Origin of the sequence: Pseudomonas sp. BIOMIG1BAC (assembly GCF_001705995.2) — a bacterium.
Taxonomy (GTDB): domain Bacteria; phylum Pseudomonadota; class Gammaproteobacteria; order Pseudomonadales; family Pseudomonadaceae; genus Aquipseudomonas; species Aquipseudomonas sessilinigenes.
Genome location: NZ_CP049045.1, coordinates 4,950,052 through 4,962,338, shown reverse-complemented (window position 1 = coordinate 4,962,338; position 12,287 = coordinate 4,950,052). Strand labels below are relative to the sequence as shown.

Annotated in this window: 10 protein-coding genes; 6 read left to right on the top strand and 4 right to left on the bottom strand. The window is 65.2% G+C overall.

All coding sequences use genetic code 11. The annotated features are described in order from the left end of the window. Positions 1–16: 16 nt before the first annotated feature. The 6 genes from ATY02_RS23105 to ATY02_RS23080 all read left to right on the top strand — a co-directional run bounded on the left by ATY02_RS23105 (position 17) and on the right by ATY02_RS23080 (position 6,185). Complete coding sequence (locus ATY02_RS23105; protein ID WP_068581262.1) at positions 17–1,450, top strand: RtcB family protein; 1,434 nt, start codon at positions 17–19, stop codon at positions 1,448–1,450. Positions 1,451–1,638: 188 nt separating this feature from the next. Next, a complete protein-coding gene (locus tag ATY02_RS23100) occupies positions 1,639–2,184 on the top strand; it encodes a hypothetical protein (RefSeq protein ID WP_068581260.1) in 546 nt (181 codons plus the stop codon). Between the two features lie 533 nt (positions 2,185–2,717). Beyond that, on the top strand, positions 2,718–3,104 hold the full coding sequence (locus ATY02_RS23095) for a RidA family protein (protein WP_068581257.1): 387 nt from the start codon (positions 2,718–2,720) through the stop codon (positions 3,102–3,104). 62 nt (positions 3,105–3,166) lie between these two features. Next, positions 3,167–3,931 carry an IclR family transcriptional regulator gene (locus ATY02_RS23090; protein ID WP_068581255.1) on the top strand — a complete coding sequence of 255 codons (765 nt, stop codon included), beginning with the start codon at positions 3,167–3,169 and terminating at the stop codon, positions 3,929–3,931. 47 nt (positions 3,932–3,978) lie between these two features. Next, the gene (locus ATY02_RS23085) at positions 3,979–5,196 is read left to right on the top strand and encodes an amino acid deaminase (RefSeq protein WP_068581252.1); all 1,218 of its coding nucleotides are present in this window, start codon (positions 3,979–3,981) and stop codon (positions 5,194–5,196) included. A gap of 71 nt (positions 5,197–5,267) precedes the next feature. Next, positions 5,268–6,185, top strand: coding sequence for a sugar kinase (locus ATY02_RS23080; protein ID WP_068581249.1), 918 nt, complete (start codon positions 5,268–5,270; stop codon positions 6,183–6,185). Between the two features lie 87 nt (positions 6,186–6,272). On the opposite strand, the gene ATY02_RS23075 is transcribed toward ATY02_RS23080, so the two are convergent. The 4 genes from ATY02_RS23075 to hbdH all read right to left on the bottom strand — a co-directional run bounded on the left by ATY02_RS23075 (position 6,273) and on the right by hbdH (position 12,284). Continuing rightward, a complete protein-coding gene (locus ATY02_RS23075) occupies positions 6,273–6,548 on the bottom strand; it encodes a peptidylprolyl isomerase (protein WP_011061856.1) in 276 nt (91 codons plus the stop codon). Between the two features lie 37 nt (positions 6,549–6,585). Continuing rightward, complete coding sequence (locus ATY02_RS23070; protein ID WP_068581246.1) at positions 6,586–9,138, bottom strand: hybrid sensor histidine kinase/response regulator; 2,553 nt, start codon at positions 9,136–9,138, stop codon at positions 6,586–6,588. A 345-nt stretch (positions 9,139–9,483) separates the two neighbouring features. Further along, the gene (locus tag ATY02_RS23065) at positions 9,484–11,439 is read right to left on the bottom strand and encodes an acetoacetate--CoA ligase (RefSeq protein ID WP_068581243.1); all 1,956 of its coding nucleotides are present in this window, start codon (positions 11,437–11,439) and stop codon (positions 9,484–9,486) included. A gap of 71 nt (positions 11,440–11,510) precedes the next feature. Next, positions 11,511–12,284: a 3-hydroxybutyrate dehydrogenase gene (gene hbdH / locus ATY02_RS23060; protein ID WP_068581241.1), complete on the bottom strand. Its 774-nt coding sequence runs from the start codon at positions 12,282–12,284 to the stop codon at positions 11,511–11,513. Between the last annotated feature and the right edge of the window lie 3 nt (positions 12,285–12,287).

Here is a 12,287-nt window from a genome sequence, read left to right as displayed (position 1 = left end):
AAAAAAGCAGTCGAATATGACCCAAGTACCGTTCAAGAGAATTCAGCACAAGCTCGCCCGTTCCGGGGTGGCCATCGAACGCCTGAATTCCAATTCCCTTTCCATCTCCTCGATCAATGACGCCGGGCTCAAGGCGGATTTGCTGTTGCCCGAAGGTTTTGCCATCGAAGAGAAGGCCATCACCCAACTCATGGATTTCGCCCGGGTTGCCCACCCCCATGGCGGCGAGGTCAAGTGCGCGTGCGCCACGCCGGACTTCCACACCGGCAGTTCGATTCCGGTGGGCAGCGTGATCGTCACCAGTCATGACCTGGTGGTGCCCCAGGCCATTGGCACCGATATCAACTGTGGCATGCGCCTGCACAAGTTGGGCCTGGACTACGAGCAGTTCATGGCGCAGAAGGCCAAGTGGACCGCCCTGGTGCGTGGCGACCTGTTGGAAGGCACGCGCAACATTCCCACCAGCCCGCAAGCCATGAGCGCGTTGTTCGAGGCGGGCCTGGGGGACTTCTGGGCCCAGGTCCGGCAGCAGGCCCCGGTCGGCTTGTTCGCCGGAGCGGATTTTGCTCAGTTGCAGCGTGAGCTGGCTGGCCTGCATGAATCGTCCTTTGCCCGTGGTCGCGCCGCCTATGGCCCGGAGGCCTTGCAGGACCGGTCGCGGCAGGTCTTGCGGGATCCGGGCCTGGGCTCCCTGGGCGGCGGCAATCACTTCGTCGAGATCCAGGTGGTCACCGAGCTGGTGGATCGCCAGGCCTGCTTTACCCACGGCCTGGCGGTGGGGCAGGTGGTGATGATGATCCACACCGGCTCGCGGGATGTCGGGTTCTATGTCGGGCGGCGCTGGATGGACAAGGCCAAGGCCTTGTGGCCGGCGGGGCTGAAGCATCCGCAATCGAAGATCTTCGCCCTGTTCGGCGAGATGGCCGACGAGTACCTGCTGGCGATGCACAGTGCTGCGCATTACGCCGATGCCAACCGCGCGCTGATCGCCGAGATGGTGCGCCAGCGCACCCGGCAGGTGTTCGGCGCGGGAATCGAGGCGCCGCTGATTGTCGATGTGCCGCACAACATCGTGTTGCGCGAGGAGGTGGGCAACGTGCACCGCAAGGGCGCGACCCCGGCCTATGCCGGGCAGCCGCTGCTGATTCCCGGGAGCATGGGCCACGATTCCTACCTGCTGACCGGCCTGGGCAACGAGCGCTGGATGCGTTCGGCCAGCCACGGCGCCGGGCGTTCGATGTCGCGTGGCGACGTGATCGTGCGGGCCAAGCGGGACAAGGCGTTCCTGGGGTTGCAGGGGGTGGAGTGCATCACCACCAAGGAGGAGCGGATGATCGAGGAGGCGCCGGGGGCGTACAAGGAGATCGGGCAGGTGATTCGTTCCCAGGTGGAGGAGCAAACGGTGTCGGTGATTGCGCGGTTTTCGCCGGTGTTGACCTTCAAGGCGTAAGAGCGGTGGGCTCGCGGGGCTCGATGGCTTGCGGATTTGCCGTTCAAGTAGGCGGCCGCTACATTGTCGCCCCCTCTGGCCTGTTCGTTCTGAGCGGTGCCGTTGCGGTTATTTGCGGTCGCAGAAGCCCAGGGCGCAGTAGCCGCTAGGGCGATTGCCTGTTTGCGAACAAAGTCGGGTGCTTGATCATGAAGCAAGATGAACGTCTGAAGCACGATGCTGTAGCGCCATTTACCGTTGCCAGCGAGTTCGTCGTCGACAAGCCGCCCCTTGCCGAACTGCTGGCCGTGCTTGCCCAGTGTGGTGAGGTGGTTTCCAGCTTCTTCAAGCCAGATCCATGCATCAAGGTACTGGGTGAGGGGCGGCGATTGGCCGAGTTTCTGGAGCGTTTCAGCGACTTCGCCGGGGCGACGGCGATCGGGCAGGTCGAGCCTGAGTTCGGGCCTTTTTCCCTGTTGAATCGATACGAGTTCGAGGGCTCGTTGCTGGCGGTGGTGCTGCGGGGCGGGTGTCATCACTCGACCCGCGGGTTGAGCCTGGCGAATGCTCGGAAGTTGGTGGGAGAGGCGTTGGAGGCCGTGTTTCCGGCGCCGTTTTCCGAGCTTGTGGTGTATCGGTTTGACAGCCTCGATTGGTGTGAATTGACCCGGGGATCGACGATTTCTTCTGCTTATGTGGTGTGTCAGGGGGCTCGGAATCTCTGGTGGGTGTTGTGCGTTTCTGACTTTGATTGAGGCCTTCGCCAAAAAAGTAAGCAAAAACGCTTGTCCCTCCACTTGGTACCTCGCCTAGGCTCGACATGCCCTCTCTCCGGCATTGATCCATAGCCAATGCGGCTAACCCGGCGTCCTGCCGGGTCACCCACGGCTCAAGGCCTGCGTTCGGCCATCGTGGTTAACGGGGCCCTCAGGATCAAAAGCCAAAGCAAATCTAAGCAGAGCGAAAGCCCTGGCATCGCCTTGTGTAGCCGCTGTCGCAGGCTGCGCACGGGCGCGCAGCGGCCGCTGGGATCGTCAATCCGCTGAAGGTCCTTTGGCCCTTGTCGCAGCCTCGCCCAGGCTCGACAGCGGCAACAGGGGCCGAGAGGGCGCGTTCGATTTTCCTCTGTTGTCGCCGTTGGTTTGTGTGGCAGACTTCGTAAATATTCCGTTGTTACGATTTAAGTTCCGTTATAGCGGAATTTAACTTGGGATCTGTCGCTGCTGCGATGGGTTCCGGAGCTCTCAGGCGTGGTCGTGGATGGCCACCTTCAACCAGGAGAAACCCCATGAGCATTACCCGTTACGGCACTGGCAGCACCGCAGGCGGTGGCCAGCCGCGTCCTTTCGCCCGCGCCGTGGAGGCCGATGGCTGGTTGCATGTGTCCGGCCAGGTGCCGGCGCTGGATGGCGAAATCATCCATGGCGGCATTGTTGAGCAGACCCATCAGACCCTGCGCAACCTGGTGGCCATTCTCGAAGAGGCCGGCTACGGCCTGGAGGATGTGGTGCGGGTTGGCGTGTGGCTGGAAGACCCGCGGGATTTCTGGAGTTTCAACAAGGTCTTCGCCGAGTACTTCAAGCCCGAACACGCGCCTGCCCGGGCCTGTGTGCAGGCCAGCATGATGGTGGACTGCAAGGTCGAGATCGACTGCGTGGCTTACAAGCAGCGGTAAGCGGCTAGCTGCAAGCGGCAAGTCGAGGCGTGAATGGGAGTGCTTTGGGGAATGGTTCGAAGATGAGCGAAGACAACATCAAGCGCCGGGCCAGGGGCCTGGACCGGGCGTTCGACATCCTCGACTTCCTCAAGGAGGTCGGCCAGCCGCTGCGTCCCAACGATATCGCCAAGGGCGTGGGGAGCCCCAAGTCCACGGTCTACGAGCTGGTGGAATCCCTGCTGGAGCGGCGCATCCTGGAGCCGGTGGGGCGCGACGGGCATGTGTACCTGGGGCGCCAGTTGTACTTTCTCGGCCAGGCGCACTTGCGGCATTTCGACCTGAGCCGCGAAGCCGACCAGGCCCTGCAGGACATCGTCGCCCAGACCGGCGAAACCGCGCAGATGTGCCTGCTCAATGGGCGCAAGTACACGGTGGCGCTGATGAAGGAGGGCGAGCGGCACTTTCGCATTTCCTCGGACATCGGCGAGAACGCGCCCATTCCCTGGACCGCGTCCGGGCGCTTGCTGCTGGGGCACTTGAGTGATGAGCAGATTGTCGAGCTGATCGACGAGCAGGACTTCATCCTCCCCGATGGCCAGCGCTTGTCGCTGGAGGTTTTCCTCAAGGAAATCCGCCAGGCCAGCGAGGAAGGTTTCTTCTCTTTCGACAGCGTCGCCGACACCTTCACCCATTGTTTTGCCGCGCCGGTGCGCGACGAGCACGGGGTGTGCGTCTGTACCCTGTGCATCGTCGCGCCCCGGGCCGATGCCCAGGCCAACTACCGCCACTATCGCCAGGTGCTGCTCGACAGCGCCGATCGCCTGGCCCGGCGGATCAACGACTAACGTGTACCCCGCGGCCGTCGCTGGCCGCTTTGCCAAGGAGTAGCCACATGTCTTCTGTTTCGAATCTGCCGCTGGTGCAAAAGGGCGCGGCCGCCACCGGCGCCAGCTTGCTCAAGGACGTCAGCCTGCCGGCCCTGGTCCTGCATCGCCAGGCCCTGGAACACAACATCCGCTGGATGCAGGCATTCGTCAGCGCCAGTGGCGCCGAGCTGGCCCCCCATGGCAAGACCAGCATGATGCCGGGGTTGTTCCAGCGGCAATTGGACGCCGGCGCCTGGGGCATCACCCTGGCCACCGCCGTGCAGGCGCGGGCGGCCTATGCCCATGGCGTGCGCCGGGTGCTGATGGCCAACCAACTGGTGGGCGCGCCGAACATGGCGCTGGTGGCCGAGTTGCTGGCCGCTGGGGATTTCGACTTCTATTGCATGGTCGATCACCCGGACAACGTCGCCGACCTGGGGGCGTTTTTTGCCCAGCGCGGCGTCACCCTCAAGGTGATGATCGAGTACGGCGTGGTGGGCGGGCGCTGTGGCTGTCGCAGCGAGCAGGAGGTCGTGGAACTGGCCCGGGCGATCAAGGCCCAGCCGGCGCTGGCCCTGTGCGGGATCGAAGGCTACGAAGGGGTGATCCATGGCGACCAGGCGGTAGCGGGCATTCGCCAATTCGCCGACTCCCTGGTGCGCCTGGCGGTGGACCTGCAAGACGACGGCCTGTTCGCCATCGAGCGGCCGATCATCACCGCTTCGGGCTCGGCCTGGTACGACCTGATCGCCGAGTCTTTTAAGACCCATAACGCCAAGGGCCGGTTCCTCAGCGTGCTGCGCCCGGGCAGTTATGTGGCTCATGACCATGGGATCTACAAAGAGGCCCAGTGCTGCGTGCTGGACCGACGCAGCGACCTGGACGAAGGCCTGCGCCCGGCGATGGAAGTCTGGGCCCATGTGCAGTCGCTGCCGGAGCCGGGGTTCGCGGTGGTGGCTCTGGGCAAGCGCGACGTGGCCTATGACGCCGGCCTGCCGCTGCCGTTGCGGCGCTACCGGGCCGGGGCCGAGGCGAGTGCAGGGGATGACGTCAGTGGCTGCAAGGTCACCGCGGTGATGGACCAGCATGCGTTCCTGACCATCGCCCCTGGGGTACAGCTGCGGGTGGGGGACATCCTCTCCTTCGGCACCTCCCACCCATGCCTGACGTTCGACAAGTGGCGCACCGGGTTGTTGGTGGACGAGCACTTGCGGGTCTTGGAAAACCTCGAGACCTGCTTCTGATTCTGGCACCTGCTGTGCAGGTGATGATGTCCTCCCCGACAACACAAATACTCGCCAGAGATGCCTTCATCATGAACATCGCCAACCCGCGCATCGCCTTGATCGGCGAATGCATGATCGAACTGCAACACCGCGCCGACGGCAGCCTGCAACAGAGCTTCGGCGGCGACACCTTGAACACTGCGGTGTACCTGGCCCGGGAGCTGGGCGAGGGCGCCCGGGTCGATTACGTCACCGCCCTGGGCGACGACAGTTTCAGCGAAGCCATGTGCCAGGCCTGGGCCGCCGAGGGGATCGGCCTGGACAAGGTCCAGCGCCTGCCCGGGCGCTTGCCGGGGTTGTATTGCATCCAGACCGATGAGCGTGGTGAGCGGCGCTTTTTGTATTGGCGCAACGAGGCGGCGGTGCGCGACTGCTTCAACACCCCGGCGGCCGGGGCGATCCTGGAGCAGTTGCAGGGCTACGACGTGCTGTATTTCAGCGGCATCACCCTGGCGGTGCTGGGCGAGTCCGGTCGTGCCCGGTTGTTGGAACTGTTGCCCGAGGCTCGTCGGCGAGGGGCGCAGGTGGTGTTCGACAACAACTACCGGCCCAGGCTCTGGGCATCCGTGGAGCAGGCGCGGCAGACCTACCAGCAGGTGCTGGAGCAGGTCGACCTGGCGCTGCTGACCCTGGATGACGAACAGGCGCTGTTCGGCCATGCCAATGCTGAAGCGGTGCTGGCGGCCTATCCCGGGCTGGCCGAAGTGGTGGTCAAGTGCGGCGCCCAGCCGTGCTGGGTGCGCTGTGGCGAGGGCCTGTACCAGGTGCCGACGCAGCAGGTGGACAAGGTGGTGGATACCACGGCGGCGGGGGATTCGTTCAGCGCCGCCTACCTGGCTGCGCGTTTGTCAGGGCAGGGGGTGGTGTCAGCCGCCGAAGCCGGGCATCGCCTGGCGGCACGAGTGATCCAGCACCCTGGTGCCCTGATTCCTCGCCACGCGGTGTAGCCGCTGCCGCAGGCTGCGTATGGGCCGCAGGGTCGGTCTTGAAGGCGCTGAAGGCCCTGTGGGCCTTGGCGCAGCAGCGGCTACAGGTCAGTCGCGGAAGAAGACTTGCACCAGGTGGTAGCCGAACTTGCTCTTGATCGGGCCGTGCACGGTGCGCAGGGGTTTCTTGAAGATCACCTGGTCGATGGCGCCGACCATCTGTCCCGGGCGCACTTCGCCCAGGTCGCCGCCGCGCTTGCCGGACGGGCAGGTGGAGTACTTCTTGGCCAGCACGTCGAAGGCTTCGCCCTTGGCGATGCGCTGCTTGAGCTGTTCGGCCTCTTCGGCGGTTTTCACCAGGATGTGGCGGGCTTGGGCTTTCATGGGGGTAACCTTGTCGCGGGAAATCGGCGGCCGCGGATTATGCCTGATTCGCAGGCTCGCGGCCGATCATCTGGCGAATCTTCTGCGCCAGCTCCTCGATGGAAAACGGCTTGGCCATCAAGTCCATGCCCGGCTCCAGGAAGCCCTGGCGCTCGGCGGCCTTTTCCGCATAACCGGTCATGAACAGCACCTTGAGCCCGGGGCGATGCTGGCGGGCGATTTCTGCCAGTTGCCGCCCGTTCATGCCCGGCAGGCCGACGTCGGTCACCAAGAGGTCGACACGCATCGGCGACTCCAGCAAGGGCAGGGCGCTACGAGCGTCTTCGGCTTCGAAAGCGCGGTAGCCCAGTTCGCTCAGCACATTGAGCACCAGCATGCGCACCGCCGGATCGTCCTCGACCACCACCACGCTTTCCCCGGCAATGGCCTGGGGCGGCTCGCCGCTGGCACCGGGTTCGCTGTGCTCCTGGGGCGCGGCGTGCAGGCGCGGCAGGTAGAGGCGCACGCAGGTGCCCTGGTCCGGCTCGCTGCTGATGGTCACGTGTCCCCCCGACTGTTGGGCGAAGCCGTAGATCATCGACAGGCCCAGGCCCGTGCCCTGGCCGATGGGCTTGGTGGTAAAGAAGGGGTCGAAGGCCTTGGCCAGGATCCGCGGGCTCATGCCGGCGCCGTTGTCGCTGACGCCGAGCATGACGTAGTCGCCAGCCTTGACGGGCTCCAGGGTGCTGATGTCGCTGCCGTCCAGGTAGCTGTTGCTGGTCTCGATCAGCAGCCGCCCGCCGTTGGGCATGGCATCGCGAGCATTGATCACCAGGTTGAGCAGGGCGTTTTCCAGTTGGCTGGCGTCGGTATTCACCGACCAGATGCCATCGGCCAGTTGCAAGTGCAGTTCGATGTGCTCGCCCTTGGTGTGGTTGAACAGATCATTGAGCGAGCGCACCAGTTGGTTCGGGTCCAGGGGGCGGCGGTCCAGTGACTGGCGACGGGAGAAAGCCAGCAGGCGATGGGTCAGGGAGGCCGCGCGCTTGGCCGACGACATGGCTGCGTCGGTAAAACGGCCGATCTGGTCGCTGCGGCCGTTGTCGATGTAGCGCTGCATCAGGTCCAGGCTGCCGATGATGCCAGTCAGCATGTTGTTGAAGTCATGGGCGATACCGCCAGTGAGCTGGCCCACCGCTTCCATTTTCTGCGCATGGCGCAGGGCGTCTTCGGCGCGCTCGCGCTCGAACATCTCGTTCTGCAGGCGCTGGTTGGCCGTGGCCAGCGCCTCGGTGCGGCGATTGACCCGCTCCTCCAGGGTTTCATTGAGGTTGCGCAGGGCTTCCTCGGTCTGCCGGCGCTCGGTCTCGTCGTTGACGAAGATATAGAACCCGTTGACTGCGCCATCGGCGCCATGGCGTGGCAGGTAGCGGGTCAAGGCATGGCGCGGGCGACCGTCGCGATGGGGGGAATTGGCCTCGAAGCTGCACGGCTTGCCGGACAGGGCGAGGGCGATCTTCTCGGCTCGCGAGGCATAGATTTCTTCGCCTACCACCTCGCGGATGGTCTTGCCGTACAGCTCCTGGGGCGTCACGCCGTACCAGTCCAGGTAGGCGCTGTTGTTCAGGCGAAAGCGCTCTTCGCGATCGACGTAGGCGATCAATGCCGGCATGGCGTTGATGATCAACTGCAACTCGGTCTGGCCCTGGCGCAGCGCCTGTTCCATCTGCTTGCGCTCGGTGAGGTCCAGGGCCGCGCCGAGAAAGCGCGTCGGCCGGCCATGATGATCCTTGTAGCAGCGGCCCCGGGCAAAGACCCAGCGCATCTGGCCATCAGCCAGTTGCAGGCGGTACTCCTCGGCATATTCGCTGCCATGGCTGATGCAGTGCTTGATGCTGCGGGCCACCATGCCGCGGTCTTCAGGGTGCACGCCCTTGAGGTACTCGCTGATGGGCAGTTGGCGCGAGCGCAGTGGGTCGACACTGTGCAGTTGGGCGAAATGCGCATCGGCAATGAAGCGATCTTCGCCAATGTTCCAGTCCCAGGTACCCACCGCATCGGTGGCGGCCAGGGCCAGTTGCAGGCGTTCTTCGGTCTCGTGCTGGGCTCGCAGGCTGTCGTCGGAGCGCTGCTTGAGCTCCAGGGCGATGCGCCGGCGTTCGTTGGTTTCGATGGCGGTGACCAGGATCCCGGCGACATCGCCGTGTTCATTGCGGATCGGACTGTAGGTCAGGTCCAGCCACAGCTCGTAGGCGGTGCCGTTGGTGCGCTGCAGGTTGAAGCGCTGCTCGCTGAAGGTGCGTACCTGGCCGTTGAGCACGGCGCGATAAACCGGGTCGGTAAAATCCATCAGCTCCGGCCAGATCAGGTGCGCTGGCTGGCCGAAGGCCCTGGGATGCTTGTTGCCCGCCAGCAGGGCGAAGCCATCGTTGTAGATTTGCGTCAGTTCGCCACCCCAGAGCAACAGCATCGGCATGGGCGAATGGATCACGATGTCTACCGCGGTGCGCAGGCTCTGCGGCCATTGCCCTGAGTCACCCAGGGCCGTGCTCGCCCAGTCCAGGCGGGCAATCAGGGTGGCGGCTTCGCTGCCGTGGTGGGAGCCATTCATGTCGAGGGAGTCCTGGGCGCTGCGGTACGGCGCAATGACCGGCAGCCTGTGAAGCGTGCTGCCTATGCAAACGGATGGAGTGTAGGTGGTTCTGGCGTGGTCATTTTCACCCGCATTGACGTTCGATGACCAGCGCCGGGCATCGCACAGCGGCCGCGATCTCGCTTGGCACGGTGTGCCAGGTGCGGCGGGGAGTCAGGTTTGGGGGCTGTGCCGGGCCGTACGCAGTCTGCGGCAGCGGCTACACCAAGCGCAGCCAATCCAGCGCGGTGCCTGTAGCCACTGCCGAGCCTGCGAGGCTGCGCACGGGCGCGCAGCGGCCGCAGGAGCGGTCGGTGCGGTGTATCAGCTGCGCAGTTCCTCGCGGTCGCGGAACTGTTCCAGGGCCTCGGGGTTGGCCAGGGCGTCGGTATTCTTCACCGGCAGGCCATGGACCACATTACGCACCGCGAGCTCGACGATCTTGCCGCTGATGGTCCGGGGGATGTCGGTCACCGCAAGGATCCTGGCGGGTACATGACGTGGCGTGGTGTTGCTGCGGATCACCTGGCGGATGCGCTCGCGCAGGGCGTCGTCCAGCGCCACGCCCTCCTGCAGGCGCACGAACAGCACCACCCGCACGTCCTGCTCCCAGCTCTGGCCGATGGCCAGGCTCTCCAGCACTTGTTCGAGCTTCTCCACCTGGCGGTAGATCTCCGCGGTGCCGATGCGCACGCCGCCGGGGTTGAGCACCGCGTCCGAACGACCGTGGATCAGCCAGCCGCCATCGGCCAGTTGTTCGGCGTAGTCGCCCTGGGCCCAGACCCCGGGAAACAACTTGAAGTAGGAGTCGCGCAGCCGGCTCTGGTCCGGGTCGTTCCACAACCCCACCGGAATGCTCGGGAAGTGCCGGGTGCAGACCAGTTCGCCTTTCTCGCCGAGTACCGGCTGGCCCTGGTCGTTCCAGACTTCGATGGCCATGCCCAGGCCCTTGCCCTGCATCTCGCCACGGCGCACCGCTTGCACCGGGTTGCCGGCGACGAAGCAGGCGACGATATCAGTGCCGCCGGACATCGAGGCCAGACACAGGTCGGCCTTGATCTCCCGATACACGTAGTCGTAGCTCTGGGGCGACAGCGGCGAGCCAGTGCACAGCAGGGTCTTGAGGGTGTCGAGGCGGTGGCTCAGGCGTGGCCGGCTACCGGCTTTCTCCAGGGCGGCCAGGTACTTGGGGCTGGTGCCGAAGGCGTTGATCGCTTCGCTGTCGATCAGGTCGATCAGGCGCTCGTTATGGGGGTGGAACGGCGAGCCGTCGTAGAGCACCAGGCTGGCACCGGTGGCCAGGGTCGAGACCAGCCAGTTCCACATCATCCAGCCGCAGGTGGTGTAGTAGAACAGCCGCTGGCCGGGGCCGAGGTCGGCGTGCAGGCCGTGTTCCTTGAGGTGCTGCAACAGCACTCCGCCGGTGCCATGGACGATGCACTTGGGCACCCCGGTGGTGCCGCTGGAGTAGAGGATGTACAGCGGGTGGGCGAAGGGTACCGCGACGAACACGGGGTCGCCGCCGCTCCGGTAGAAGTCCTGCCACAGGCTGACCCGGGCCTGGGTCCGGTAGTCCTCGGCGCGGGCCTGGGGCCGGGTGCCGGGCACGATCAGCAGTTGTTCCAGGGAGGGCAGGCGCTGGAGGATCTGGTCGATCTTTTCACCCTGGTCCACATCCTTGCCGGCGTAGCGGTAGCCGGCACAGGTGATCAGCACCTTGGGTTCGATCTGGCCGAAACGGTCGATCACGCCCTGGGTGCCGAAGTCCGGCGAGCAACTGGACCACACCGCGCCCAGGCTGGTGGTGGCGAGCATGCCCACCAGGGTCTGCCAGGTATTGGGCATGCAGGCCGCCACCCGGTCGCCCAGGCCGACCCCGATGGCCCGCAGGCTGGCTTGCAGGCCGGCGACCTGGGCCGCCAGCTCGGCGTAGGTCAGTTGCTGGCGCTGGCCGTCTTCGGCGATCGCGACCACCGCCACACTGTCGTCTCGGCGCTTGAGCAGGTGTTCGGCGAAGTTCAGGGTGGCCCCGGGAAACCACTGGGCGCTGGGCATCTGCGGCCCTTCGCGCAGCACGCATTCGGCGCCTTGGTGGAAGCTGACCTCGAAGAAGTCGACGATGGCCTGCCAGAAGGCTTCGCGCTGGTCGATGCTCCACTGGTGCAGGCCGGGGTAGTCGCCGATGTCCAGGCCGTGGCGCTGGTTGATGAAGCGGCGGAAGGCGTCGATGCGCGTCTTGCCAATGCGCTCGGCGCTGGGTTGCCAGAGTATGTCGGACATGCAAGGGCTCTCTTGTTGTTCTTCTGATCTGCTGTTGCTGGCGGCTCACCGCTTACAGCTTGCCGCTGCCGTTATTGCGCCAGCCAGCCGCCATCGATGTTCCAGGCCGCACCGCGGACCTGGGCTCCGGCATCACTGCACAAAAATAGCACCAGCTCGCCCAGCTGCGCCGGGGTGACGAACTCCAGGGAGGGCTGCTTTTCCGCCAGCAGGTCGTGGCGCGCCTGTTGCGGGTCGATGCCGCTGGCCGCGCGGTCGTCGATCTGCTTCTGCACCAGCGGGGTCAGCACCCAACCCGGGCAGATGGCGTTGCAGGTGACGTTGCTGGTGGCGGTCTCCAGGCCCACCACCTTGGTCAGGCCGATCACCCCGTGCTTGGCCGCGACATAGGCGGCCTTGCCCACCGAACCCACCTGGCCGTGCACCGAGGCGACGTTGACGATCCGCCCCCAGCCCTTGGCGCGCATGCCCGGCAGCCCCAGGCGGGTGCTGTGGAACACCGCCGACAGGTTGATGGCGATGATCGCGTCCCAGCGTTCCACTGGAAACGCCTCGACGGTGGCCACGTGCTGGATGCCGGCGTTGTTCACCAGGATGTCGACGCCACCGAACTCGCGTTCGGCATAGGCGAACATCTCGGCGATCTGCGCCGGGTCGCTGACGTCCGCCGGGTGGTGGCCAACCTTGACGCCGTGCTGCCGAACCTCGGCGATAGCCTGGGAGGCGTCGCCGAAGCCGTTGAGAATCAGGTTGGCTCCGGCCCGGGCCAGGACCTGGGCGATACCCAGGCCAATACCGCTGGTGGAGCCGGTGACCAGGGCGGTCTTGCCAGAAAGAGTGGTCATGAA